General features: G+C 62.8%; 20 protein-coding genes. 6 read left to right on the forward strand and 14 right to left on the reverse strand.

Annotated features, from left to right (window positions below; genetic code table 11):
• Positions 1-15: 15 nt before the first annotated feature.
• The 3 genes from EGM97_RS11790 to nirB all read right to left on the reverse strand — a co-directional run bounded on the left by EGM97_RS11790 (position 16) and on the right by nirB (position 3,544).
• Positions 16-456, reverse strand: coding sequence for a CBS domain-containing protein (locus EGM97_RS11790; RefSeq protein WP_238964636.1), 441 nt, complete (start codon positions 454-456; stop codon positions 16-18).
• A 149-nt stretch (positions 457-605) separates the two neighbouring features.
• Positions 606-983, reverse strand: coding sequence for a nitrite reductase small subunit NirD (gene nirD / locus EGM97_RS11795; protein ID WP_238964634.1), 378 nt, complete (start codon positions 981-983; stop codon positions 606-608).
• Entirely contained in the window at positions 983-3,544 is a 2,562-nt protein-coding gene (gene nirB / locus EGM97_RS11800; protein ID WP_238964633.1) for a nitrite reductase large subunit NirB, read from the reverse strand. Before nirB ends, nirD begins: the two co-directional genes overlap by 1 nt.
• Before the next feature lie 548 nt (positions 3,545-4,092).
• On the opposite strand from nirB, the gene EGM97_RS11805 reads away from it, so the two are divergent.
• The gene (locus tag EGM97_RS11805; protein ID WP_238964632.1) at positions 4,093-4,506 is read left to right on the forward strand and encodes a CBS domain-containing protein; all 414 of its coding nucleotides are present in this window, start codon (positions 4,093-4,095) and stop codon (positions 4,504-4,506) included.
• Here the strand turns inward: EGM97_RS11805 and EGM97_RS11810 are convergent.
• From EGM97_RS11810 to EGM97_RS11820, 3 genes are all read right to left on the reverse strand, one after another.
• Positions 4,480-6,102, reverse strand: coding sequence for an alpha-amylase family protein (locus tag EGM97_RS11810; protein ID WP_238964631.1), 1,623 nt, complete (start codon positions 6,100-6,102; stop codon positions 4,480-4,482). The genes EGM97_RS11805 and EGM97_RS11810 overlap by 27 nt on opposite strands.
• 10 nt (positions 6,103-6,112) lie before the next feature.
• Entirely contained in the window at positions 6,113-7,639 is a 1,527-nt protein-coding gene (locus EGM97_RS11815; protein WP_238964630.1) for an alpha-amylase family glycosyl hydrolase, read from the reverse strand.
• Positions 7,640-7,829: 190 nt separating this feature from the next.
• Positions 7,830-8,456, reverse strand: coding sequence for a TetR/AcrR family transcriptional regulator (locus tag EGM97_RS11820; RefSeq protein WP_238964629.1), 627 nt, complete (start codon positions 8,454-8,456; stop codon positions 7,830-7,832).
• A 113-nt stretch (positions 8,457-8,569) separates the two neighbouring features.
• Between EGM97_RS11820 and EGM97_RS11825 the strand changes: the two genes are divergently transcribed.
• Positions 8,570-9,211, forward strand: coding sequence for an NAD(P)H-dependent oxidoreductase (locus EGM97_RS11825; RefSeq protein ID WP_238964628.1), 642 nt, complete (start codon positions 8,570-8,572; stop codon positions 9,209-9,211).
• Here EGM97_RS11825 and EGM97_RS11830 read toward each other — a convergent pair.
• Positions 9,208-10,779, reverse strand: a complete 1,572-nt coding sequence (locus EGM97_RS11830) for a L,D-transpeptidase family protein (RefSeq protein ID WP_238964627.1) — start codon at positions 10,777-10,779, stop codon at positions 9,208-9,210. The genes EGM97_RS11825 and EGM97_RS11830 overlap by 4 nt on opposite strands.
• Positions 10,780-10,944: 165 nt before the next feature.
• On the opposite strand from EGM97_RS11830, the gene EGM97_RS11835 reads away from it, so the two are divergent.
• Both EGM97_RS11835 and EGM97_RS11840 read left to right on the forward strand, forming a co-directional pair.
• Complete coding sequence (locus tag EGM97_RS11835) at positions 10,945-11,625, forward strand: murein L,D-transpeptidase catalytic domain family protein (protein ID WP_238964711.1); 681 nt, start codon at positions 10,945-10,947, stop codon at positions 11,623-11,625.
• Between the two features lie 58 nt (positions 11,626-11,683).
• The gene (locus EGM97_RS11840) at positions 11,684-12,622 is read left to right on the forward strand and encodes a class I SAM-dependent methyltransferase (protein ID WP_238964626.1); all 939 of its coding nucleotides are present in this window, start codon (positions 11,684-11,686) and stop codon (positions 12,620-12,622) included.
• 36 nt (positions 12,623-12,658) lie between these two features.
• Here the strand turns inward: EGM97_RS11840 and EGM97_RS11845 are convergent, their stop codons facing one another.
• The 4 genes from EGM97_RS11845 to EGM97_RS11860 all read right to left on the reverse strand — a co-directional run bounded on the left by EGM97_RS11845 (position 12,659) and on the right by EGM97_RS11860 (position 20,063).
• The gene (locus EGM97_RS11845; protein WP_238964625.1) at positions 12,659-17,785 is read right to left on the reverse strand and encodes a leucine-rich repeat domain-containing protein; all 5,127 of its coding nucleotides are present in this window, start codon (positions 17,783-17,785) and stop codon (positions 12,659-12,661) included.
• 137 nt (positions 17,786-17,922) lie between these two features.
• The gene (locus EGM97_RS11850) at positions 17,923-18,525 is read right to left on the reverse strand and encodes a LysE family translocator (RefSeq protein ID WP_238964624.1); all 603 of its coding nucleotides are present in this window, start codon (positions 18,523-18,525) and stop codon (positions 17,923-17,925) included.
• Between the two features lie 53 nt (positions 18,526-18,578).
• The gene (locus EGM97_RS11855; RefSeq protein ID WP_238964622.1) at positions 18,579-19,415 is read right to left on the reverse strand and encodes an AraC family transcriptional regulator; all 837 of its coding nucleotides are present in this window, start codon (positions 19,413-19,415) and stop codon (positions 18,579-18,581) included.
• Between the two features lie 222 nt (positions 19,416-19,637).
• Complete coding sequence (locus EGM97_RS11860) at positions 19,638-20,063, reverse strand: GlcG/HbpS family heme-binding protein (RefSeq protein WP_053156813.1); 426 nt, start codon at positions 20,061-20,063, stop codon at positions 19,638-19,640.
• 214 nt (positions 20,064-20,277) lie between these two features.
• Between EGM97_RS11860 and EGM97_RS11865 the strand changes: the two genes are divergently transcribed.
• A complete protein-coding gene (locus EGM97_RS11865; protein ID WP_238964620.1) occupies positions 20,278-21,363 on the forward strand; it encodes an aromatic ring-hydroxylating dioxygenase subunit alpha in 1,086 nt (361 codons plus the stop codon).
• On the forward strand, positions 21,360-22,310 hold the full coding sequence (locus EGM97_RS11870) for a PDR/VanB family oxidoreductase (RefSeq protein WP_238964618.1): 951 nt from the start codon (positions 21,360-21,362) through the stop codon (positions 22,308-22,310). Before EGM97_RS11865 ends, EGM97_RS11870 begins: the two co-directional genes overlap by 4 nt.
• Positions 22,311-22,343: 33 nt before the next feature.
• Here EGM97_RS11870 and EGM97_RS11875 read toward each other — a convergent pair whose 3' ends face one another.
• The 3 genes from EGM97_RS11875 to EGM97_RS11885 all read right to left on the reverse strand — a co-directional run bounded on the left by EGM97_RS11875 (position 22,344) and on the right by EGM97_RS11885 (position 26,759).
• The gene (locus EGM97_RS11875; protein WP_238964616.1) at positions 22,344-23,057 is read right to left on the reverse strand and encodes a GntR family transcriptional regulator; all 714 of its coding nucleotides are present in this window, start codon (positions 23,055-23,057) and stop codon (positions 22,344-22,346) included.
• A 264-nt stretch (positions 23,058-23,321) separates the two neighbouring features.
• On the reverse strand, positions 23,322-25,199 hold the full coding sequence (locus EGM97_RS11880) for a feruloyl-CoA synthase (protein WP_238964614.1): 1,878 nt from the start codon (positions 25,197-25,199) through the stop codon (positions 23,322-23,324).
• Between the two features lie 111 nt (positions 25,200-25,310).
• Positions 25,311-26,759, reverse strand: coding sequence for an aldehyde dehydrogenase (locus tag EGM97_RS11885; RefSeq protein ID WP_238964613.1), 1,449 nt, complete (start codon positions 26,757-26,759; stop codon positions 25,311-25,313).
• Positions 26,760-26,810 lie beyond the last annotated feature (51 nt).

A 26,810-nucleotide genomic window follows, 5' to 3' on the forward strand; every position in this document is an offset into this window, starting at 1 on the left:
GTGGAAAATTTGCAGTCAATGCCCGCGAATGTAGTGTTCCAACTGCCGGATCAGATCCGCCTGCTCGACAATTGCCTCCTTGACCAGATCGCCAATCGACAACAGGCCAATCAACTGCCCGTTATCCAGCACCGGCAGATGCCGCAGATGGCTGTCGGTCATCACTTCCATGCAACGGTCGATGCTCTGCTGACTGTCAGCGGTGACCACCGGCGCGCTCATGATGGTGCGTACCGGCGTGCCCACCGAGGAGCGCCCTTGCAGCACCATCTTGCGCGCATAGTCCCGCTCACTGAACACCCCGATCACCTGACCGTCTTCGATCACCGGCAGCGCACCGACATTTTTCTCGGCCATGATCCGCAGTGCTTCGAGCACCGTCTGCTCCGGCGCAATGCTGTGGACCTGCTGGTTCTGCACACTTTTGAGTTTCACCAGTTGAGCGGCGGTTTTCATTGCTAATCCCCAGCTTCAGTTAAAGGCATGCCGTCGATGACCATCATCCTTGTGGGAGCGAGCCTGCTCGCGATAGCGGTATGTCAGTCAATATCGCCGTCGCGAGCAGGCTCGCTCCCACAGGTTCCTTACAAGGTTGCAGGCATTGATCAGTCTTCGCCGATCTCCACCACATCACCATTGAGCCGCACCGGCCACACCCGCAGGCGTTGCTCGGGATACTCCAGGCAATGGCCGTCTTCCAGGCGGAAATGTTGCTTGTACATCGGCGACGCAATCACCAGCTCACCCTTGATGCTGCCCAGCAGGCCGCGGCCGATAACGTTCGCGCCGGACTTGGGGTCGCGGTTGTCGATCGCGTAGAGCGGCTTGTCGGCCTGCTCCGGCAGGTACAGCAGCGCGATCTGACTACCGTCGTGCCAGGCGACCACACCGGAGTTGGGCACCAGGTCCTGGCGGCTGCACAGCGGACGCCACTGCACCTGGGCTTCGGCAACGGGAATACGAACGACGTTTGACTGGCTCATCAGAGCACCTCCTCGGTGACGGGAATCAGGTGAAGTTCGCCAGCATGAACCGGCCGGCGCTGACCGCGTTCCCTGACGAAATGAACATCCGGGTCGCCGCGACCGTCGTTGACGAAGGTGCGGAAACGCTTGAGTTTTTCCGGGTCCTTGAGAGCGTTGGCCCATTCGCATTCATAGCGGTCGACCACCAATTGCATCTGGGCTTCAAGCTCGGCGCCCAGGCCCAGGCTGTCGTCGATGATCACCTCCTTGAGGTAATCCAGCCCACCTTCGAGGCTTTCGCGCCAGACCGAGGTGCGTTGCAGCTTGTCGGCGGTGCGGATGTAGAACATCAGGAAACGGTCGATGTAGCGGATCAGGGTGGCGTCATCCAGGTCGGTGGCGAACAGCTCCGCGTGGCGGGGACGCATGCCGCCGTTACCGGCCAGGTACAGGTTCCAGCCTTTCTCGGTGGCGATCACGCCAACGTCCTTGCTCTGGGCCTCGGCGCATTCACGGGTGCAACCCGACACCGCGAACTTGAGTTTGTGGGGCGAACGCAGGCCCTTGTAGCGATCTTCGATCGTCAGGGCCATCTGCACGCTGTCCTGCACACCGTAGCGGCACCAGGTGCTGCCCACGCAGGATTTCACCGTGCGAGTGGATTTGCCGTAGGCATGACCGGTTTCGAAACCGGCTTCGATCAGTTCGGCCCAGATGTCCGGCAACTGGTGCAACTGCGCGCCGAATAGGTCGATGCGCTGGCCACCGGTAATCTTGGTGTAGAGGTCGTATTTCTTGGCGACCACGCCGATGGCGATCAACTTGTCGGCGGTGATTTCCCCTCCGGCAATGCGCGGCACCACTGAATAGGTGCCGTTTTTCTGCATGTTCGCCATGAAGGTGTCGTTAGTGTCCTGCAACGGCACCAGCGACGGATCCATGATCGGCTGGTTCCAGCACGACGCCAGGATCGAGCCCACTGCCGGTTTGCACAGGTCGCAACCGGTGTGCCCGCGTCCGTGCTTGGCCAGCAGTTCTTCGAAACTGATGATGCCCTCCACCCGCACCAGCGCGTACAGCTCCTGGCGGGTGTAGGCGAAGTGTTCGCACAGGCTCTTGTCGACGCTGACGCCCCGGGCGATCAGTTCGTGTTCGAAGACCTGCTTGACCAATGCAGCGCAGCCCCCGCAACCGGTGCCGGCCTTGGTGTCGCACTTCAACTGACCAAGATCGGTGCAGCCGCCGTCAATGGCCGAACAGATCGAACCCTTGGTGACGTTGTGGCACGAGCAGACAGTGGCGGATTCTGGCAGCGCGGCCGGGCCCAGTGTCGGTGCGCCTGCGGACGACGGCAGGATCAGGCTCGCGGCGTCCTTGGGCAAGGCGATGCCGTTCTGCATGTATTGCAGCAGGGTGTCGTAGTAGCTGTTGTCGCCCACCAGCACCGCGCCGATCACCCGCTTGCCATCGGCGTCCACCACTAATCGTCGATAACTGGCGCTGGTCTGGTCAATGAACTGGAAGCTGCGCGAGCCGGGGGTATTGCCGTGGGCATCGCCGATCGAGCCGACGTCCACGCCCAGCAGCTTGAGTTTGGTGGACATGTCGGCGCCGGTGAACGGCTCGCTGTTTTCTCCACACAACCGGGCGGCGACACTGCGGGCCATCTGGTAACCCGGCGCAACCAGGCCGAAGATGCTGCCATTCCAGGCCGCGCATTCGCCGATGGCGTAGATGTCCGGGTCACTGCTCAGGCATTGGTCATCGATCACCACGCCACCCCGTGGGCCGATCTGCAATTCACTCTGGCGAGCCAGGGCATCCTGGGCGCGGATACCGGCAGAAAACACGATCAGGTCGGTTTCCAGGAAATCATCGTCGCCGAAGTTCATCCGATAGCGGTACTGCTCACCGGGGCTGATGGACTGAGTGCCCTTGGACAGGTGCACGCCGACGCCCAGCGACTCGATGCGAGCCTTGAGAGCCAGGCCGCCCTGCTCGTCCAGTTGCACCGGCATCAGTCGCGGCGCGAATTCCACCACATGGGCTTCCAGGCCCAGGGTCTTGAGGGCGTTGGCCGCCTCAAGACCCAACAGGCCACCCCCGACCACCACGCCACGGCGAGCATTGCTGGCGGCGGCACGGATCGCGTCGAGGTCTTCGAGGGTGCGGTAGACCAGGCAGGCATCGCCTTCGGCGCCCTGGATCGGTGGCACGAACGGATAGGAACCGGTGGCGAGCACCAGCTTGTCGTAACCGATGCGCTCGCCGGCGGTGACCACCTGGCGTGCCTGACGGTCGATTTCCAGCACCGGTACGCCCAGGTGCAGCGTAACGCCGGGGGTCTGATACAACGAAGCTTCGCCGAGGGCCAGGGACTCGGCATCACGGCCGGAGAAATACTCGGACAGGTGCACGCGGTCATAGGCACGCATCGGCTCTTCGCTGAACACATGCAAGCGGTACTGGTTGAGGGCACCGCGTTCGATCAGTTGTTCGACGCAGTGATGGCCGACCATGCCATTGCCGATCACGATCAGCGTTTGCAGCTTGTTCAGGGAAGCGACGTTGGAATTCATATAAAGCACCCTACAAAAGCCCATCACGGTTCTTGGAAGCAAAAAAAGACGCCTGAAACCTTGCGGTTCCAGGCGTCTTTGCCTGTTCTGTACGGTATCGACCTGGCGCCTGCGCCTCGAACTACCGTTATGTTCCCCGACCTGTTGGCATTCGATCTTCGTTGACCGACGGGGCTGCCCACTCGATTGCGTTCACGGTGGGCCTGGATAGCCTCTTGCAGCGAGCGTGCCAAACCACGCTTTCAAAGATTCATGCAGGCTTTCGCCGGCTGCATCCCCCTGTGGGAGCGGGCTTGCTCGCGAACGCCTCGCCCCGATTCCCGGCTCCAGCCCTTCGCTTCCCCGCCCCTGACTCTTGCATTCCCATGGTGCGCCCTGCCCCTCCCGGCTTCATAAAAGTGCACCCCCTCCAGACCCTGGGATAAAAATGCTGAACCATCGCCACCCAGGATTTTCACAATAGACAGGAGCCGGCCACGGCACTGCATGGAGCCTTCGCAGCGCCCGGCCTCAGGCTTGCTGATCAACCCGAAAGAGGAGATTCAACGATGAAAATCAATGAAATCATGAGCCGGGAAATCCGCACCGTTTCACCCGACACACCGCTGCGCGAAGTCGCGCAAATCATGCGCCAGGCCGATATCGGTGCGCTGATCATCAACCAGGATGACCGGATGGCCGGGATGATCACCGACCGCGATCTGGTGATTCGCGCCATGGCCGATGGCATGGACCTGGACACCCCGGTCAGCCGGATCATGAGCGATGAGGTGCGCTATTGCTTCGAAGACGAAGAAATCGATCATGTCGCCAAGAACATGGCCCAGCTCGAAAAACGTCGGTTGCCCGTGGTCAATCGCGACAAACGCCTCGTGGGCATGGTATCGCTGGCCAACGTCGCCAGTTGCAACGCCGATAAGCTCAGTGCGAACCTGCTACGCGGCGTGGCGCGGCCCCACTGAGGCCCTGCGGCGAAACCAGCGGTAGCCGTAGCCCTGCAGTTCCAGGCGCTGGTCTGTCGGAGCCGCATAGGGACCGTCCGAAACGATTTCCTCGAAACCGGACAGGTCCAGCCCTCGCAGTTTCAGGCTGACGGTTTCGTCGCAGAGGTTGGTAATCATCACCGAAGTGGCTGCGCACACATGGGCAATGGCGAGCACCGCCGGATGATCCGACGCCAGACACTCAGGCTTGCCGTTGCCCACCTCTTCCAGCCCGGCCCGCGCCAAGAGCAGGCGTCGGGTGCGGGCCAACAGCGATTGGGGGTCGTCCTGCTGGCGCGCAACGTTCAACTGCGTGTAGGCGAACGGCCCTTGCTCGATCAACGGCGCGGGCAGGCAACGGGCCGTTGAAAAACCGGCGTTGGTCGAGTCGTTCCATTGCATCGGAGCGCGCACCGACAAACGCTCGGGACGGGACAAATCATCGCCCATGCCGATTTCTTCTCCGTACCGCACGATGGGCGTGCCGGGCAGCGACAGCAACAATGCCTGGGCCATCGCCTGGCGGCGTACATCACCTTCGAGCATCGGTGCCAGACGCCGACGGATGCCCCGGCCATACAAACGCATGTTCGCTTGCGGAGCGAAGGCCCGCATCACCTCCTCACGCTCCTCTGCGGTGAGTCTCTCCAGGTCCAGTTCGTCATGGTTACGCAGCCACACCGCATAGTTGGCGCCATCCGGCGGCGTCGGGCGTCGATCGATGGCCCGCTGCAACGGTTCGGCCTCGCCTCGTGCCAGCGCCAGGAACAAGTGGTTATTGACCCAGAAATCCAGCACCAGCCCCAGCCGCTCGCCTGTTCCGAAATAATGGCGGTAGCGCTCCGGCTCGACATCCACCTCTCCCATCAGCACACCTTCGGGATTGATTCGGGTCATGCACTTGTACAACCGCTCCAGCAGCCAGACGCCCCGTTTTTCCTCCCCACCGCCGGCCTGCTCCACCAGGTGCGAGGCCGCATCGAGGCGAAACCCGGCGATCCCCAGCTCCAGCCAATGCACCATGACGCGTTCGATGGCCTCGACGACCCGCGGGTTGGCGAGGTTGAGGTCCGGTTCGTGGCGATAGAACAGGTGCCGATAGAATTGCCCGGCCTGCTCGTCCCATTGCCAGATGCTGTCCTCCACAGAGGGAAAGATCGGCTGGTTGCCATCGTCCACAGGTGTGTCGGACCACAGGTAATAGTCGCGGTAGATACTGTTCTTGTCACGTCGCGCCCGAAGGAACCAGGGATGCTGATCGGAGGTGTGCTGCACCACCAGTTCGAGGATGACCCGGATGCCCCGCTCTGCAGCCTTCACGATTAACTGCCGCAGGTCCTCTTCACTGCCGAAACGAGGGTCCAGGCCCAGGAAGTCGCTGACATCGTAACCGGCATCCTTGAAGGGCGAACGGTACAGCGGCATCAGCCAGAGTGCGCCGACGCCGAGCGCCTGCAAGTAATCGAGTTTCTCGATGATGCCTTTGATATCCCCCTGGCCGTCGCCGTTGCTGTCGTAGAACAGCGAAGGGTCGATCTGGTAGATCAGGGTGTTGCGGTGCCAGTTGGCTTTCATTGTGCGGTCCTCATCGACACAGGATCACGGCCTGCTCGGCGCTCAATCGGCCGCTGAACGGCTGGCCTTCGCCCTGACCGTCGCTGGCGACTTCAACGCGCCAGCAAGCCGCCAGGGGAAACGTGTGTTCGTTGTCGGCGAAATTGATGCAGACCAGCCGCTCGTCATCGTCGCAATAGCGCCGCCACGCCAGGACTTGCGGGTGCGACGGCAGCTCTTCCCAGTCCCCCAGGCGCAACGCCGGACTGCGGCGACGACAGGCCAACAGCCGGCGGTACAACGCCAGGGTGGAGTCACTGGCGTTTTCCTGGGCCTGTACGGACAAGACGCCGGCCTGTGGGGCAAACGGCAGCCACGGCGTCTGTCCTCGCCAACCGTGGGGTGGCTGGACAGTCCACGGCAACGGGGCACGGCTGCCGTCCCGTCCACCCGGATCGACGCGGGTCTGCGCCGTGACCACAGTGTCCTCCAGCCCCAACTCTTCACCTTGATAAATGAACGGCGTGCCGCGCAGGGCCAGCAACATGACCGCTGCCGCCCTGGCCCGGCGCAGAGACCCGCCATAGCGGCTGCGATGGCGACTGCTATCGTGGTTGGACAGCACCCAGGTCGGCCACGCCTGCAACGGCCCCAGGTCGTTTTCCACCTCACGAATGCACATGCGGAAAATCACTGGATCCCAAGGCGCATCCAGCGGCGGAAAGTTGAAGGACATGTGCAACTCATCGCTCGCGCCGTAATAGGCGGCTACCTGGGCGGTGGAACGAATATTCACCTCACCGATCAGGACCCGGTCGCCAGGGTAGCTATCCACCAGCCGACGCAGGCCGCGCAACACTTCATGGCTGTAGGGCTGGTCATTGATCTTGACCATGGATTCACCCGCCAGGCAACGCGGATCGTCGGCGAAACTCGGGTCCTTGCCCACGCAATGCACCACATCGATGCGAAACCCGTCCACCCCGCGCTTCAACCAGAAATGCAGCACCTGGTGCATGGCCGCCACCACCTCCGGGTTGTGCCAGTTGAGATCGGGTTGCTGGGGCAGGAAAAAATGCAGGTAATACTGCTGGCTGGTTTCGTCCCAGGTCCAGGCGCTGCCACCGTCAATGGAGGCGCGCCAATTGTTGGGCTGGTCACGCCAGATGTACCAGTCGCGCTTGGGGTTGTCGCGACTGGACCGGGACTCGATGAACCATGGGTGCTGGTCGGAGGTGTGGTTGGGCACGAAATCGAGCAGCACCTTCAGGTCGCGCTCGTGGGCCTGGGCAATCAACTCGTCCAGATCTGCGAGGGTGCCGAACAGCGGGTCGACGTCGGTGTAGTCGCAGATGTCGTAGCCGCCGTCGCACATGGGCGAACGAAAGACAGGCGACAGCCACAAGGCGTCCACACCCAGGTGTTGCAGATGGTCCAGGCGCGCAGCCAGGCCCGCCAGGTCCCCCATGCCATCGCCGTTGGCATCGGCAAACGAGCGCGGATACACCTGATAGATCACGGCGCTCTTCCACCAGGGCGAAGGGAAGGAGTTGGGCATTTCGCCTCCTCTGGTCGCGGTGTCGGATGGGCAAGACCGCAGCCCCGCCAGGTGTCCCCGTGTTGCAGGACATAATTAAGAACCGGGAAACGCACTCGGGGTTCGTTTTTTCTGGCCCGCTCCCAGGCCTGTGCGCGCTGGCTGTGCAAGCAAGCCAGTGGAAGCAAGGCTTGTCCGCTATAGCGATGGGTCAGGCGACGGGAATGTCGATGGTCCGCTCAACCATCGCGACAATGTTCAGGAACAGCTCTTGCTTGGCCTCGTCCGTGCTGATGTCCCCACTGGCTGCTGCATCGGATAACGCTTCGGCGGCGCCGAGCATCGCCCGCAATCCCGCTTGGCCGATGCCCCTGGGGCCAGCGAACGGCTCCAGCACGGCACGACACTTATCCAGGAAAATCGCCTCGTATTCGCGCTTGATGCTCTCCAGCTCCGGCGAACTGTCCAGCGCAGCGATGACCCCCGGAATCTCCCGCCCCTGTTGCTGCACGCAATCGACATAGGAGCAAGCAATGACTGCGGCCCGCCCCCGCAGGGTGGCTTCGCTCGCCTCCAGGGCGGCGTCCATGAGCGCCGTCTGGCGCGCGTCGTAATCCTGATAAAGCGCCGCCAGCAGCCCCGGTCGGGTAAGGAAATGGTCATACACGATGGGCTTGGTCACCCCCGCCTGCTCAGCGAGCCGCGCCAGGGTCAAGGCTTCGCTGCCTTCCTCCCGAACCAATCGCCAAGCGACGTCCAGCAGTTGCCTTTGCCGGTCCTCCCTGGAGAGGCGACGACGAGGGGGAGCGGAAGATGGATTTTGCTCATGACTTGACATGCTTACTTTACCAACCGTAACTTACTAATCGTAGCTTACTTATAGTAGCTTACCAAACGTAACTTAACCCCAGCATACCGCTTTGCGGTTTGCGTGACAGCAGGAGTTTCGCCATGCATGCACTCATTGTGGTGGCCCATCACGACCCTCGCTCCCTGACCCATAGCATTGCTACAAGAATCGCCGAGGGCATTGCCCACGCCAACCCCGCCGATACCTTCGAGATTGCTGACCTGGCCGCCGAAGGCTTCGATCCACGGTTCGGGTTCGCCGATCACGCGGTACATCACCGCCAAGCCCCGCCGCCCGCGGATGTACTGGCCGAACAAGCCAGGATCGACCGTGCCGATGCGCTGGTTCTGGTGTATCCGATTTATTGGTGGTCGATGCCGGCGTTGCTCAAGGGCTGGATCGACCGTGTTTTCTCCAACGGCTGGGCGTTCGATTTCAGTATGGACAAGCCGTTCATCAAACAACTGCAACGCTTGCGGGTGCACCTGGTGGGCGTCGGTGGTGCCGATGCCGATTCGTTCCAACGTCATGGCTACGACGAGGCGATGACCACGCAGATCGACCATGGCATCTTCGATTATTGCGGTGCCCAAGTGATGAGCTCTCAGCGTTTGCTCGAATCGGAAACCCTGGATCCCTCGATTCATCTGGAATCGGCCTTTGCCCTCGGCCAGCGGCTGTTCATACGCTCGGACGCAACGGCATGGGTTCACGCCGATGCCGAATGCGTCCAGTCCGTTTAAAGCGCGCGACTCCCGGCAGCAGACAGGGCAGCGTCACGCTTGTAGATATCCGGGATGTACACCGGCTGCCCCTGACTGTCGGCCTGCGCTGTCCAGTAGCCCATCAGGATCGGCACGGGCCTGGCCAGCCTGAACTCATGGGTCTGTTCGCTGGCCAACAGCGTTTCGGTGCGGGCGCGTTCGGCGGGACTGAGCAGCAAGTCCCGCAGGTGCATCACTTGTTCGATTCGCACGCAGCCCGAACTGAACGCCCGCGGCCCTTTGCTGAACAGGGCCTGGCTGGGAGTGTCATGCAGGTACACCGAAAACGGATTGGGAAAACGGATTGCCATTTTGCCCAGCGGATTCTTCGGTCCGGGATCCTGGCGCAGCATGAGGTCGCCGGGATGGTCCCAGTCGATATCGGTGGCGGTCAGCGGCAGACCGTCCCTGTCGATTATCCTCAGGTTTTGCCGGCCGAGGAATTCCGGATCGCGACGGATCTCGGGCAGTTTGTCTTCACGCAGGATCGTCGGGGGAATGGTCCAGGTGGGGTTGAGCGTCAGGCGCGTGACCCGGGATTTGAGCAAGGGCGTTTCCCGCTCCGCCCGCCCGACCTGGGTACGGGTCTGCCAGACCGGGGACCCGCCCTGGTAGACCGTCAACTGGGCTGCGGCGACGTTGACCAGAACGCTGTCCGGCTCCAGGTCCTGGGCCATCCAACGCATGCGTTCCAGGTTGATACGCAGCTGTTCGCGTCGCATGGCCGGGCTGATGTTCAACTCAGTCACGGTCCACGGTCCGACCACGCCGTCGGCTTGCAGCGAATGCTGGAGCTGAAAGCTTTTCATTGCTTCGACCAGCGTCGGCCCGTAGTGCTCGTCGAGGTCCAGTGGCAGTTCACTCAGATACCCCTCGTTGAACAGCCGCTGGGCCAGGACCGGGACGCGGGCATCGCGCTTGTCCGGCTGTAACAGCGCGCCACTGGGTACTGGCTGCCAGTCGGCAATAGGCTGCTGCCGTTGCCGGGCATAAACCTGGCGCAAGTTGCGATACAACGCCAGGCTCGGCCGGGCCTGCTCGAAGGCGCCGGCCAGGTCTTGCAACCCTACCGAGGCGATTGCCAGCACCGTGGCCTGACGGTCCTGTGGCTGCGGATTGGCTTTCCATACCGGCTCCAGCCGGTCCTGAGGCAAGTAGCCGAAACGCAGGTCGTGCAAGGCTTGCAGGTAACGTTGGCTGATAGCGATGTCCATGCAGGCAGCACTCCCGGACGCGTCTGCGGCCGGCCAACTGTAGCGGGACGGTTCCAGCCCATCATCGGCCAGTTGCTCCAATTGGGTTCGCAGCGCCGCCAGTCGTTCGTCGCCCGACCAGACGGCCTGGCCTGCGTTTTGCTCATAGAACGCCTGCAAACTCAGCATCGTCGGAAAGTCGACACCCGCCGCCAGCGCCGGACAGTTAACCGACAATTGCGCCAGCGTAGTGCTCACCGGGACCGGATCGCCAAACGAAACGTCACCGGCCGTCGCGACCAATGGCGAAGCGAGCCATAAAAGGCTCAAGTAACATACGGACTTTTTGAACAACTGCTTTACTCCAATCCATGGCCGTCTCGTTGACGGTGAACTTTGCGACAGGTAAGACCCGCCATCATGATGCAAACCAACGAATACGGACGGGATGCCGCGACTCTCTCTCTGCCTGGAAACCTTTCATCCGCGCTGACTTTCATTCGCCGACTCTGTCTGGTCGTGACGGGCCTCGGTGTCTTGTGCGGTCCGGCACTGGCCGATAAGGCAAGTTCTCAAACGCTTTACAACAGCCTCGCCCACGCCGCGCCGGAACTCAATCCCCAAGCGCTCAAAAGTGCCTTGAGTGCGATGCAGTGCGCAGTTGCCAACGGTGCGCGCCAGGCTCGCCACCTCGCGGTGATCGACTACTCCCAACCGTCCACGGCCCGGCGCCTGTGGATCTTTGATCTGCGCCAGAAGAAGCTGGTCCTGCGTGACCTGGTGGCTCACGGGCAGAAATCCGGGGAAAACTTCGCCACGCAATTTTCCAATCGCCTGGGCAGTTACCAGTCCAGCCTCGGACTGTTTCGCACGCAGGAGAGCTATCAAGGCGCCCATGGCTATTCGCTGCGCATGGATGGCCTTGAACCGGGCTTCAATGACCAGGCCCGGGATCGCGCCATCGTGATCCATGCCGCCGACTACGTGAATCCCCTCTGGAGCCTGCGCCAGGGGCGCATCGGACGCAGCCAGGGCTGCCCTGCCGTGCGGCCCCAGGTGGCACGCCAGGTCATCGACAAGCTCAAGGGTGGGCAATTCATGTTTTCCTGGTACCCGGATCCGGGCTGGCTCAAGCGGTCGGCCTATCTCAACTGCCAGCCACAGCAGGTCGCCAGTATCCTCGCCACCAGCGGCGGGTGATTGCACCTGAACGGCCGGTGGTTAAAATGCCGGCCTTTCGAATCGCTGGTGTCGCCTGATGAACCCTCAAGCCCTTCAAACCCTGCAATCGCATTTGCTGACGGCCCTGGCGTCCGTACCCGAAGAAACCCGGCGTCTGTTCCATGGTCGTGGTCGTTGCTGGCCTGGGCTGGAGCAGATTACCGTCGACTGGCTGCAGGGGATTGTGCTGGTTTCGCTGTTCAAGGAGCCCGAGCCGGCGCAGTTGGAGGAGCTGCTCTCGATGCTGCAAAGCCTCGCCGCCTCGCCTGCCTGGGAGTACAGCACGGCCCATACCCTGGCCGTGCAACACCGCTACCTCCCTCAAAGCCTTACCCAATGGCTGGTGGGCGAGCCGATCGACGAATGGACCCTCACCGAAGGTGGCCTGCGCTACAGGATTGACCTGGGCAAGAAGCAGAACAATGGGTTGTTCCTGGACATGCGCTACGGTCGCGACTGGGTGAGGGCCAATGCTGACGGCAAGCGGGTGCTCAACCTGTTCGCTTACACCTGCGGCTTCTCGGTGGCGGCCATCGCAGGGGGCGCCCGGCATGTGGTGAACCTGGACATGTCCCGTGCGGCCCTGAGTCGTGGCCGCGACAACCATCGCCTGAACGGCCATGACCTGAATCAGGTCAGCTTCCTGGGGCATGACCTGTTCAAGTCCTGGGGCAAGGTGATCAACAGCGGCCCCTACGATCTGGTCATTATCGACCCGCCGACGTTCCAGAAAGGCAGCTTCCTGCTGACCAAGGACTACCAACGCGTCCTGCGCCGGCTACCGGAACTGCTGGCGCCCCTGGGGACGGTCCTGGCCTGCAGCAACGATCCGGCCACAGGCCCGGACTTCCTCATCGAAGGCGTTACCCGGGAAGCACCGGGGCTGGCCTTCGTGCGGCGCCTGGAGAATCCGCCGGAGTTTCCCGATGCGGATATCGCCTGTGGCCTGAAAGCCCTGGTGTTCCAGGCCACCTGACAGCCGCTGCCCATGGGCGATAGCCAGGCAGCTCCATCAGACGGTTGCCGCTGGCGGCGGTGCCGGTCGCAACGGCCACCAGGGATCCACCAGCTCAGTGGTCAGGCGACGCACCAGCACTTCGATCTCCCGGCTCTTGACCGAACGATAGATCGCCATGGTTCGCCGCAACTGGTCTTCGGTGAGCATTACGGGCTCCCCGGCGGCCCAGTTCACATCCGCCACGCCTTCGAGGCCGACGCGGCGCCACACGGTTCCGTTGGCTTGCGGTACTTCTTCCAGGGCACTGGGCAGGTCCGCTTCCGGCCGGACGAGATTATCCAGCAGTACCCGAGGCCAACGGGACGGGTCCACGGGCTCGCTGAAAGCATCCACCAGATCCTCCTCCACCCGGTCCCAGAGAGCCAGTCCTTCGGGCCATTCATGAGACATCAAGCCCAGGTAGGGACGCCAGGTCATCTCCCCTACCCGAGGCGTCTGGTCGTTGCTGTTGAAGGTGTCCTGAGCGTCACTGAGCCAGTCGATGTAGGCCTCGCGGGTAATCGCTGCGTAACGCTGCGCGGCCTCTGGATAGCGGGTCGTCAGCACCTGGTTCCAATAGCTGTAGTGGTCTGCCAGGAACCCCGCGAAAGGTACGCTCTGGGGTTCAAGTCGCGAGCGCTGGATCGACTCGAACGATAGGAAATGCAGCTCCAGTTCGGCGATATCCGGTTGTTGCCTGTCCAGGACGCGCGCTTGCAGGCGCGTACGCAGTTGGCCCAATTGTAGATCGAAATCCGCCAGCCGTGTGACCAGTTCCGGGTAAATCGCCGGGGAGCCAATATAGAACTGCAGGATGGCCGCGGCCCTCTGGCGCTCGCCAAGTGACAGTCCGCCGGGCGCTTCGGCATCGGCATCGCGGATGGCCCCGCTGAACCAATCGATGAAACGGCGTCCCCCGGCGTCGTCGCGAGCGGCTTCCAGGGCTCGCTGAAGATCGGGAAAGAGGTTAAGCCAGTCATCGACGGTATAACGGAAAGCTTCTGCGTCCAAGGCACGAAGAGCCTGAATCTGCGCGCTGGGCAACGGGTTATCCTCCAACCACAACCCGAGCACATTCTCCCTTGGCATGGCCTCAAGGGCGGGGATCAGATCATCCTGGATGTGGGTGATGCGGTTCCCTTTCAGGTCAACGAAAATCGGATCGCTCGAGGGCCTTGAGAGCACCCTCAGCGCCAGGGGCGGTACCCGGTCGAGCCCTGCGTTAGCCAGCTCCAGCTCAGTGAGGGATGTGAGTTCCGGCAGGTCAGGCAGTTCGCGGCAATTATTGCCACTCAAGCGCAAATCCTGCAGGTCCGTGGCGGCACGCAGAAACGCGCTGCCCTCTTCATCCAGGCGCAGGCCACAGCGCACCAGGTCCAAACCCTGCAGTCCGGGCAAAGCGGTGATGGCCTGCAGCTCCTCGAGGGTGAAGTTCAGGTTGTCCGACCAGACCAGCTCACGCAGGGCAGGCAGCTCAGCCAGACGGCGTATCGCCACGACCAGATGTGCGCTGCCCACGACGTCCCCCGCACTGCTTATCTGCGACAAGTGCAACTGCCGCAGGCTGACGGCACGGTCTTCACCCAGGAGCGGAGCAAAGACACTGGCATCCATGTTGAGCGGATTCGCCCCCAGCGAAAGCTCTATCAACGACGCAAACTCTCCCACCGCCACGGGCACCGCGGTCAGTTTATTGCCATGCAGGCGCAAAGTATCGAGATTGGGGAACAACCTCAGGAAATCCGAGGGGTCCTGGTCCAGGTTCATATGGGCCAGGGTCAATTCCTCGATGTGGTCGAAACGCACACTGACGGGAGGCAGCCGACCGATGTCCCATCCGGACAGGCGCAGTATCAGTTCACTGTCGTCCCTGCCCGGCTCGGGTTCACGCCGCCACGCACGACGGATTTCCTTCGCCACGCTCTGGCGACTGAAGAGCACATCCGCACGTGCGTACTCATTTTCGACGGGATGATGGACGCCCTCGAAAAGCTCCCATTGTTGCAACGCGGTATCCAGGGTGGCCCACTCATTGCTCAACCGGGTAACCAGATCATCCAGGCTGATACCTTCGCGCTCGGCTTGCTCGTTCAGGCTCCACTGAAGCCTTTCCAGGGCATCACCGGCGTAGTAGGGAAATAACTGTTCCAGACGCGCCGCGAGGCTCGCGCGCCAACGCAGCAATGGCAACCGCCCACGGCCGCTGAGCGGATAACCCAAACTCCCGTTCAGCCATTGCGGGGAGTATGCACCGCTATCGAGGCGCTTGAGCGACAGGTACGGCCGTAGGCCTTGTCGATCGTCGAGGGCCAGGTCGAGCAGTTTCCTGCGAAACCGTGCCGCGTCCCAGATGTTCAAGCCCAGCGCATTGCGAGCCTCGTCCGACATTGCCCTGAGCAAGGCTTCCTCCAGGCTCGGGACCGCAGCCAGTTCAACGCCTTCCTCGTCGAAAGAAAGGTATTCTCCGCCGTCCTGACGAATGACTTTCAACGGCCCGTCCACGCCCATTTCCAGCGGCTGCTCCAGCTCTCGCGAGAACAGGCGAAGGTGCAGCTTGCCTCGCAATTCCGGTAGATCGCCCAGCAGTCCCATGACGATCCGGTCCCGGTCGGCACTGCTTTCGCCGCGCTCCAGGTTACGCAGCACTCGGGTCAGGCGCAGTTCATCCTGGGCCTGCGCGCACAGTTTGCCCAGGCTTCCCGTTACCCGGCCCTCCCGCAGACGCAACCGCTCCTGGCCATGGGATTGCCGGGCAAGTTCGTTGGCCATGGAACGCGACAGGCTCTTGAAGGCCTGGGCCACGGGGGCCGCCAGCGGATCGAGTTCATCGGGTCGGACCATGGCCGAACTCAACTGCCCGGCGTGGCGCTCCAGATGATCGGCCCAGTGCCCCGCCAACAGGTCGCTGAGCTCGGCCGGGCGCGGGCCAATGGTGCTTTGCCCCAATAACCTGTCCCGCTCATCCACGCTCAGGCCGGCGAGGATATGATCGGCCCAGGCGTCCTGCGCCAGATCCATGCTGCTCAGGTCCAGGATTCGCGTAGCGGCGGCTTCCCCCCTGAGATGCTCCCCCAGGCGATCCCGGTAGCGCAGCGCCAGTTTTCCTGGCCAGCCGGGCAAGTCCGCAAGTGTATGGGCGATCTGATAATGCAAGGCCCCAGGCGATTCGCCGCGGCGCAAATGCCCGATGGCCTGCTGCACCCACTGCCAGTTACGGGCTTCATCCAGGGCATCGGCGAGCAGCGCCGGCATCGGCTGCCCGTTCATTTGCAAGTACCGCAGGTGCTCTTCGCTGGCGCCGGCCTGCCTTTGCACAATAAGCATTCTGTCGTCGTCCAGTTCGCCGGGCGTCTCGGCAAAATTTCGCAGCAGCTCCAGACTGCTCCGCTGCAGCGGGTTGCGGTGCGCCCACTGCCAGCCGCGGCTACGGCTCCATTCCAGAAGCGGCGTCACGCCCCGGTGCTCGGCGGGTAAGCGCAGGCTCATTGCATCGCGCCTGCCCTGCACTTCGTAATAATGCCCTTCGACCTGTACCCACGCTTGGTCCTCGGTGCGCCAGACCCCCCAGGCATCCTGCTCGGCTTCCACAGGCGGCAAGCGACGTGCCCGGTAAGGGGTGAGATCGCCATTCCAGAGTCGCGTGCTACCGTCACGCATCGGCATGGGCTCCATTGCGCCGCCGACGAACCCCAGGTAAGCGCCTTGGGCGATGCCGAACAACACGTTGAAGATATGATCGATGCCTTCCTGAGCGTGTCCTTCGTTGAAGGCCTGAATGCCCTCGAATACTTCATAGATCAGGCGGACGCCGCCCACCGCTGCCGCCGCCATCCCCACCGGGGCACAAAACGGGATGAAGCTGGCGGCGAGCATCAGCGAGCGCTCGGCCAGGCTTTCCCAGTACTCGAGCCGGGCCATCCAGGCCTGCCAGTCGAGGTCACGGGTCGGCACCATCAGCGCTGAAGCGTTGGCCAGCGTGTGGGCGCGCCATTCACGGTAGCGGTCGTGCCAGTGATCCCCGCGCACGTCGCCCACGTCCCAGGCTACACGGGGAGTTGGCACGCGAACGCGACGACTGTCTCCCCCCTCTCCCGGTTCGCCCTCGCGCCATCCTTCGATACGGGCGTGAATCTCCTGGAAGAGATTGGGGTTATCCTTGATCTCCCACTCCACCTGATCGTGCAGGGTCGCGCCGATACGCGCCCGCAGGCGCTCCGGGAAATAACGCATCAAGCTCTCGCGGTAACTGCGCTTGCGCAGCCGTTCGGTCAAATGCGCCGCCATGGCCTGGACGCTGTGGAACTGCTTGACGGGCGCCACCGCATCATGGGGCAAGTGCAGGACTACAGGGCGATTGCCCTGGGCGTCCCCTTCCAGCCCCCAATACACGCGGGCACCGAAGAGCGGCACCGTCAGCACCTGGAGCGACTTGACCTCACAGCCGAGGGCGACAACGGCGTCGTGCAGCCGCACCCCGGCATGGGCCAGCAGGCGCTCTCCGGTTTCGTCCAGGCGTCCGTCCAGCTTCGCTTCATAAGCGTCATAGGCCAGCAGGCTGCGCGCATAGGTGATGTAGGCCCTGGCAACGGCAGGAACCTCGGTGCCGATACGTGGCAAATGGTCTTCCAGAAGGCGCTGGTACGCGCCGCCCACATCCACACGCCGGCAGAGCGCCGCGAAGCCGGCGGGCGTGGTCGGCAGCGCCGTCGTGTCAGAGGGCGCGCCCCAGCGATAAAACTCGCCACGCCGGCCCTGAATGTACAACTCACCCTTTTTGTCGAAATCACTGCCGGCAACCGCATCGGCCGGCGGATAGTTGCGCATGGCAGCCTCGATCACCGACAGCGATGAATCGGTGACGTAGGGACCGCGTTTGACCCGCGCCCGACGTACCGCGGCCGCCGCGCTCCGGCTGCCATTGAACGGACGCCAGGCCTGCACCTCCGGCTGGGCCTGCAACAGGTTCGCGGCAAAAATCTCCGGAGGCGTCAGGCCGATCAGCAACGCGTTGAGCGCGTCGCTGTCGCGCTGCAATTGCCGGGCAAGCGTCCTGAAGCGCTCCTGCCGGGGCCGTGAGGCTTTCTTCAGCCAGGCGGGCAGCCTGGCCTGGATAAACTCGACATGGGTATCGAGGGTAGACATGGTGAACCTCCATCCTTGGGGGCGATTGGGAATCGGTCAGGTCACGAACCTGAGCCGAGGCGCGGACGATGCTCTCGGAAACACCTGTCCTTGGGAACCCTCCAACCGTTGCAAGGGGTTGCAGACCACCCCGTCCCTCACACCACCAGCGTCAGCCACGCCGACACCAGCAACAACACCGCCATGACCCGGTTGAACCGGCCCATCGCCTCGGCGGAGCGGCAGAATCGCGCAGCGCCGAGTCCCAGGTAGGCCCAGACGGTCATGCAAGGAATCGAAATCACAAAGAACGCCAGGGACAACCAGAGCACCCGCGCTGTGCGTTCGATCTCGCTGCCGGCAAAAACGCTGACCACCGCCAGGGCCATCATCCAGGTCTTCGGGTTGACCAACTGCAACGCCGCCGCCCCAGCCAGCCCGAGCCGAGGGCCTTCGACGGGTTGCTCGGGGTCGATGGCCTGGGCCGGTGCGCTGAAAATCTGCCAGGCCATCCAACTCAACCAGGCGATGCCGGCCCAGGACAGCACTGCCTGGATCGTCCCATGGCGCGTCAACACATCCCCCAGCCCGGTGCCGACCAATAGCACCAGCAACGCCGCTGCCGCGCAGGCCCCCAGGATGATCGGCACGGTAGTCGGCAGGCCGAAGCGCGAGCTGTGGCTCAAGACCAGGATATTGGTGGGGCCCGGGGTGATGGAGGCGACAAACGCGAACAAGGCAAACGGCAGTAACTGGTCCATGGAACAACGTCTCGGTGAATGATCGTGGCTCGATCATCCCGATGAGGCGTCGTTCAGTCTGGAACGTTTGAGCAGCGCTTGCGGTAGTCCGCGGGAGTCATGCGATAGGCACGCTGGAACCAGCGGCCCAAGTGACTCTGATCGGCAAACCCGAGCGAGGCGGCCACCGCCACGACGCTCTCGCCGCGTGCCAGCAAACGCCTGGCGCGGGCCAGTCGCAACTGGATCAGATAAGCATGGGGCGCCAGTCCGAACGCGGCCTTGAAGGCACGGGTCAGGCGAAAGCGATCCACGCCGGTGGCCCGTGCCAAGTCATCCAGGCCGATGTCATCGCTCAGGTGGCTGTGCAAATAATCACGCGCTTGCTGCGCCACCAATGGCAGCCGTGGATCGGGATTGATCCGTGCCCGCCAGTGCAGATGCCGGGTCAGGTCAGCCAGCAAGGTGTCGAGGGCGGTCTGGCGCACGATGCGGATTTCCTGCTGGTGCAGGCTCTGGAACGCAACGGCCGTGGCGTGGGCCAATTGCGGATCCTGTGCAAGCGTGGCGGCGAAGCCGAGTTGCGCGTTATCCGGCGCCACGTCAAACAGCGAGCGCAGCTCCCGCTCTAACCAGTGGGGCTGCAGATACAACGTACGGTAAGTAAAACCGCTGGCGTGGGGGGCGTTGCCGTCGTGAATCTCGCCCGGCTCGAGCAGGAACACCTGGCCTGGCGTGCTGTTGTGCTGCTGGCGACGGCAATGGAACTGCTGCACGCCCTGCTCGGTCACGCCCACCAGGTAGGCATCGTGCCAATGGGGGTCGTACGCATGCCCTTCGAAATGCGCGCGCACGGTCTCGATACCGGACGTGGCGTCCTGCTTGAGATCGATCCAGTTACGCGAAGTCATGAGTCGCCCTGTCTTGAGTCATCGGCTCGCAGCAGATTAACCGCTGCGGGGGACGGCGTCTGGAACATTTGTGCAATCGCGCTGTGGAAGCGAATTCTATAAAAGCAAATTCTGTGGGAGCGAGCCCTGCTCGCGATGACGTTGTATCAGTCACATCTTTGCTGACCCTCCGCCATCGCGAGCAGGGCTTGCTCCCACAGATCGACGCCTGTCGATGCCTCATCAAGCATCGGGCGAAAGCATCGGCAACACGGTCCCTACCGCCAGCCGCGCCAGTTCGGCGTCCTGTTCAGCCTTGACCCCGGACACACCAATGGCGCCGATGCACCGTCCGTCGTGCCGAATGACCACGCCACCTTCGAGCATCCCATGCAGGTGCGGTGCGCTGAGGAAGGCGTGGCGCCCCCCATTGATCATGTCTTCGTAAAACTTGCTGTCCCGCCGGCCCATGGCAGCGGTGCGGGCTTTTTCCAGGGCAATGTAGGTCGATAACGGTGACGCATCGTCCAGGCGCAACAGCCCCAACGGATGGCCTCCTTCGTCCACGACACAGACCGACACGGCCCATTGACGCTGGTGCGCCAGCTCCTTGGCAGCCACCAGCAATTGCGCGACATCCTGTTCAGTCAGTACCGCTTGATTCTTCATCAATCACTCCGCAGTGCAACGCAAGGGTGCGTGAAAGTATGGCCCTCGCACCCTTTCGAGCCAACCCCGTACGAATTGGTTCAACAAGTCGGTTTTGCGCCAATGGATCCATTAAAAGATGAAAAACTTCGATTGCATCAGGAAACCATTGACATCAAAACTAGTTAAGAGACTTAATGGATCCACAAAAACAAAATCGCCCTGGAGATCCCTCATGTATCCCAAGAACGCCTGGTACGTTGCGTGCACCCCCGATGAAATCGCCGGCAAACCACTGGGTCGACAGATCTGCGGTGAAAAAATGGTTTTCTACCGTGGACACGAAGGCAACGTCGCTGCCGTGGAAGACTTCTGCCCTCACCGTGGCGCCCCGCTATCCCTGGGGTATGTCGAGAATGGCAATCTGGTGTGCGGTTATCACGGCCTGGTGATGGGGTGCGACGGCAAGACCGTCGAGATGCCGGGACAGCGCGTACGCGGTTTCCCTTGCAACAAGACCTTTGCGGTGCAGGAACGTCATGGGTTTATCTGGGTCTGGCCCGGTGACCAGGCACAGGCCGATCCGGCGCTGATCCATCCGCTGGAATGGGCAGAGAACGACGAATGGGCCTATGGCGGGGGCCTGTTTCATATCAATTGCGATTACCGTCTGATGATCGACAATCTGATGGACCTGACCCACGAAACCTACGTGCACGCGTCGAGCATCGGCCAGAAGGAAATCGATGAAGCGCCACCGGTCACCACGGTGGAAGGCGACGAGGTGATCACCGCCCGGCACATGGAAAAAATCATGGCCCCGCCCTTCTGGCGCATGGCCTTGCGTGGCAACAACCTGGCAGACGACGTGCCCGTGGACCGCTGGCAGATCTGCCGCTTCACCCCACCCAGCCATGTCATGATCGAAGTCGGCGTCGCCCATGCCGGCAACGGGGGCTACCACGCGGCGCCACAGTTCAAGGCGTCGAGCATCGTGGTGGATTTCATTACACCGGAAACCGAGACGTCCATCTGGTACTTCTGGGGCATGGCCCGGCATTTCCAGCCTCAGGACGAAGCCCTCACTGCCACCATTCGTGAGGGCCAGGGCAAGATTTTCAGCGAAGACCTGGAAATGCTCGAGCGTCAACAGCGCAATCTGCTGGATCACCCGCAACGCAACCTGCTCAAGCTGAACATCGATGCCGGCGGCGTACAATCGCGGCGGGTGCTGGAGCGCTGGATCGCTCGTGAACAGGAGACCCAGGCCGCATTGATCGCCAACACCCGCCAACCTCAACTCGGGGAGCAGCGGCCATGATCGAGGTCCAGGTCACTGCCCGGCGCGACGAAGCCCTGGACATCTGCAGCTACGAGCTGGCACCTGTCGATGGGGGGCCGCTGCCGACGTTCACCGCCGGCGCCCATATCGATGTGCACCTGCCCGGCGGCCTGATTCGCCAGTACTCGCTGTGCAACCATCCAGAGGAACGGCATCGCTACCTCATCGGCGTACTCAAGGACCCGACGTCGCGAGGCGGCTCCCGCAGTTTGCATGAACAGATCCTGCCGGGCGCACGGTTGCACATCAGCGAACCGCGTAATCTGTTTCCCCTCGCCCCCCAGGCCCGACGCCATCTGCTGTTTGCCGGAGGCATCGGCATCACGCCGATCCTGTGCATGGCCGAGCAGCTGGCCCAGAGTGGCGCATCGTTCGAGTTGCATTACTGCGCCCGGTCCCGGGAACGGGCGGCCTTCCTGGAGCGCCTGCGCCAGTCGCCGTATGCCGACCGGGTGTTCCTGCATTTCGACGAAGCGCCTGAAACGGCGCTGGATGCCGCCCGGATACTGTCAGCACCCGATAACGATGTGCATCTCTATGTGTGCGGCCCCGGCGGTTTCATGCAACATGTACTGGACACCGCCAGGGCCCTGGGATGGAAAGACACCTGCCTGCACCGCGAATACTTCGCCGCCACGCCCACCGACACACGCGACGATGGGCGCTTTTCGGTGAAGCTTGCCAGCAGTGGCCAGATGTTCGAGATCCCGGCGGACCGCAGCGTGGTGCAGGTGCTGGAAAGCCATGGCATCGACATTCCGATCTCCTGCGAACAAGGGGTCTGTGGCACTTGCCTGACCCGGGTGCTGGAAGGCGTGCCGGACCATCGCGACCTGTTCCTCACCGAGGCCGAACAGGCGTGCAACGATCAGTTCACGCCTTGCTGTTCGCGATCGAAGACAGCGGTGCTGGTGTTGGATCTTTAACCCTTTGAACACCCCCCACAAAGGCATCCATGTTCACTCCGGACGAAGGATCACCTTCATCCGCTCATCGGCCAGGGTCGAACCGAATACCTCGGCATAGCGCAAGGTGGCGTTGGCATGTTCGCGCATGATCGCCTCGGCCCGTGCGCCCTGGCGATGGATCAAGGCGTCGAACACTGAGTGATGCTGCATGTGGGCATAGTTGAAACGACGATACTCGCCGGCCATGTTCTGCCGGTCTACCGCCAGTGCAGTGACCGAAGCGAATGGCAGATGGTCGTTGCGGGCAAGCGCGTCGGCAATCGCCGGGTTGTGGCTGCCTTCGACGATCACCTGGTGAAAGCGCATGTTGAGGTCGTGATAGACCTCCAGGTCTTCCTCGGTCACATAACCCTTGGCGAACAACTCATCGCCCTGCACCAGGCATCGTTCGAGCGTGGCACGAGCCTCTTCGGACAGGCCGCGCTCGGCCGTCTGCCGGGCCGCCAGGCCTTCCAGCACGCCGCGCACCTCGACGGCACCGGCAATGTCCTCGGCGCTGACCGAACGCACCTGGAAACCCCGACCGCCAAAACGCACCAGCAGCCCTTCCTGCTCCAGGGTCCGGAACGCCATGCGCACCGGCATCCGCGAAACACCGAACAACTGCGCGGTAGGAATCTCCATCAGCCGCTCACCGGCCGCCAACTCACCGGAGGCGATCATCTTGCGCAATGCAACCAGCACCGTTTGGCCGGGCTTACTCATCCACAGACTTCCAGGGAAAAAGACAGCCGCCATAGTAGAAGGCCTGGGACTGGGTGTCACGGCGGGGGTGTAATAGACGTGGAGGAAATCGTTGTGGAAGCAAGGCTTGCCCGAGATGGCGGTGGGGCAGGTAGATCAGCTTGTCCGGCGGACCGCTATCGCGAGCAGGCTCGCGATAGCAGAACATCAGTCAACATCAATGTTGCTGCCCCACCGCCATCGCGGGCAAGCCTTGCTCCCGAAGCGTTGGCCGGCCCCTGATGTTCAGCCGCTGTCCCCCGCCCGCAGGATCGAGGCATCTTCTCCGCGATACAGCGCCTCGACTTTCGCCGCTCGCCACTGCAACACCGCACGCTGGTTGAGCGAGCCCTTGTCGGTGATTTCCCCCCGGTCGATGGACGGCGGTTCGTCGAGCAGAGCAATCCACTCCACACGACTGGCATTGCCGCTGGCTTCACGGTTCAGGCGTTGCAGCCAATCGGCGAACCACTGGCGCACCGGCTCGCTGGCAAGCACCTGGGCGTCGCTGGCGTCCGGCGGCAGGCCCGACAGGCGTCGGCATTCGGGCAATCTCGGGAACACCAACGCCCCCAGGCACTCGCGATCCGGCGCGGTCACCACCAGGTCCAGCAGGTACGGGGTGCCCTCCAGCACTGCCCGATTGCGCAACGGTCCCACGCTGACGAAGACACCGGAAGACAGTTTGAAATCCTCGGCGATTCGCCCGTCGAACATCAGCCCCAACTGTGGGTTTCCTGGATCGGCCAGCTTGATCGCATCGCCCGAACAGTAGAAGCCGTCCGCGTCGAACACCTCGGCGGTCTGCTGTGGCGAGCGCCAATAGCCGGGCATGATGTGCGGCCCGCGAAAGCGCCCCTCGAACTTGCCGTCCACCGGCACCAGGCGCACCTCGCAACCCGGTGCCGGCAGCCCGATGTAGCCGGCCATGGACAGTGGCCCGGTGGTAAAGGTGCAGGACGGCGACGCCTCGGTCATACCCAGCCCCGCCATCATGCGGATCCGTTCGCCACAGTGCTGTTCAGCCACTCTGTCGAGCCGGTCCCAGGTGCTCTGGGACAACCCTGCCGCCGCGAAGAAGAACAGACTGATGCGCGCGAAAAAGCGTTCGCGCAGTTCGCCGTCCTGCTCCAGGGCGCTGACCAATTCCTCCCAGCCTTTGGGCACGGTCAAGTAAGCCGTGGGGGAAATTTCCTTGAGATTGCGCAGGGTTTCGGCGAAACCCTGGGCGGTGGGTTTGCCGTCGTCCAGGTAAAACGTGCCGCCGTTGTACAGCACGATACCGACGTTGTGACTGCCGCCGAACGTGTGGTTCCACGGCAACCAGTCCACCAGCACAGGCGGGGCTTCGCCGAACACCGGGAAGGTCTGCAACAGCATTTGCTGGTTGGCGCAGAGCATGCGCTGGGTGGTGATCACGGCCTTGGGCAACTTGGTGGAGCCCGAGGTAAAGAGAAACTTGGCGATGCTGTCGGGGCCGGTCGCGGCGAAGGCCCGTTCGGCTTCGGCACCGCCGGGTTGCGCCAGCAGGCTGGCGAAGCTTGTCCGGGCTCGTCCAGGTATCTCGCCGCTTACTGTGACCAACGGAATGTTTGCCGGCAACACCGCGTTGATCGCCCGCTCGAAAGGCGCAGCCTGGCTGACGAATACCAGCCCCGGTTGCAGCAGGTCGCAGACATGCCGCAGCTTGGCGAAATCCTGGGACAACAATGAATAGGCCGGCGACACCGGGCAATAGGGAATGCCGGCGTACATCGCGCCGAGGGCCATTTGCAGGTGTTCGATGTCGTTGCCTGAAAGCAGGACCAGCGGCTTGTCGGCGGACAAGCCGTAGCCCAGCAGGCATTGGGCAATGGCCCGGACGCTGTCGAGCATCTGGGCATAACTGACCCGGCGCCACTCACCACCGGCCACGCGGGCAGCGATGAAGGTCTCTTGCGGGCGCCTCTCGGCCCAATGCACCAACCGATCGAGCAAACGCGCCGGCAACGGGGCCAGGGTTTCCAGGGATCGCATATGGAGGATGCCCTGCTCCTCGCTGACCTCAACGGCGGGGTGACCAATCGACACCTGGCGATAACGCCCGGGGCCGGGTCGGGAGGACGATCTGAACTCGGAACTCACGTACATTTCCTCCACCAAGGCGCGCTCGGGTCGCATTTCACACGAGCGGAGCGCGGCAGCGTCTGGCTGCGATCTTGTCGTTATTAGGGATGGCCGGCGATGCGGCGGATTTCAGATCGGGTAATGCCGGGGTCCGTTCTGCATCGTCACCCAACGCAACTGGGTGAAATGCTCGATGGACGCCTTGCCGCCAAAGCTGCCGTAACCGCTGGACTTGACGCCGCCGAAGGGCATCTGCGCCTCGTCGTGCACCGTCGGACCGTTGATGTGGCAAATGCCCGACTCGACCCGTTGGGCCAGGGCCAGCGCTCGGGCGGTGTCGCGGCTGAAAATGGCTGCCGACAGGCCGAACTCGGAGTCATTCGCCAGGCGCAGCAGCTCCTCATCACCCTCGCCGCGCAACACCACCGCTACGGGGCCGAATGACTCTTCGTGATAAAGCCGCATCTGCGCAGTCACGCCATCGAGCAAGGTCGGCTGCAGGATGCTGCCGTCCAACTGACCGCCTGCCAGCAGCGTCGCGCCTTTGTCCAGGGCATCGTCGATCAGGCCTTTGATGCGCAGGCCGGCGCTGACATCCACCAGCGAACCCAACACCGAATCGGGGGATGTCGGGGCGCCGGCGCGCAACGTGGCGATCTTGGCCGTCAAACGGGCGACAAACGCATCGGCTACGCTCGCGTCAACGATCAGCCGCTCGGTGGACATGCAGATTTGCCCCTGATTGAAATACGCCCCGAAGGCCGCCGCGTCCACCGCAGCGTCCAGGTCGGCGTCGGCCAATACCAGAAACGGCGCCTTGCCACCCAGCTCCAACAGGGCCGGCTTGAGATGACGGGCCGACAGCTCACCGACAATGCGCCCGACATGGGTCGAACCGGTGAAATTGACGCGACGCACCGCGGGGTTGGCAATCAGGCGTTCGACAATCGCCGGAGCGTCCTTCGGCGCGTTGCAGATCACATTGACCACGCCATCGCCCAGGCCGGCATCCTGCAACACCTGACCGATGAGCCTGTGCACCGCCGGGCTGATTTCCGAAGCCTTGAGCACCACGGTATTGCCGCAGGCCAAGGGCATGGCGATGGCGCGGGTGGCGAGGATCACCGGAGCGTTCCACGGCGCAATGCCCAGCACCACGCCACAGGGTTGCCGCAGGGCCATGGCGAAACTGCCGGGCACGTCCGAGGGAATGATTTCGCCATTGATCCGGGTCGTCATGGCCGCGGCTTCACGCAGCATGTTGGCCGCCAGATGCACGTTGAAACCGTACCAGTTGGCCATTGCACCGGTCTCGCCAGCTGCGGCGACGAACTCACCGCTGCGGGCCTGCAACTGCTCGGCCGCTCGCAACAGACGGGTACGGCGTTCATTGGGGGCCAGCGCGGCCCAGGCGGGAAACGCGGCTTGCGCGGCCGCGACCGCCGCGTCGGCGTCTTCCAGAGTGGCAGCGGCCACGCGCGAGACGACTTCGCCGGTCACCGGGTTGCAACGTTCGAAAGTCCGACCGTCACGGGCGGGGCACGACTGGCCGCCGATCAACAATGGCACGTCCAGCATGGTGATTCCTCTTTATTGTCTTTATCGGAATACGTTCACAGTAGCGTCGAG

It is taken from the genome of Pseudomonas sp. AF32, assembly GCF_022342325.2.
Taxonomy (GTDB): Bacteria; Pseudomonadota; Gammaproteobacteria; order Pseudomonadales; family Pseudomonadaceae; genus Aquipseudomonas; species Aquipseudomonas uvaldensis.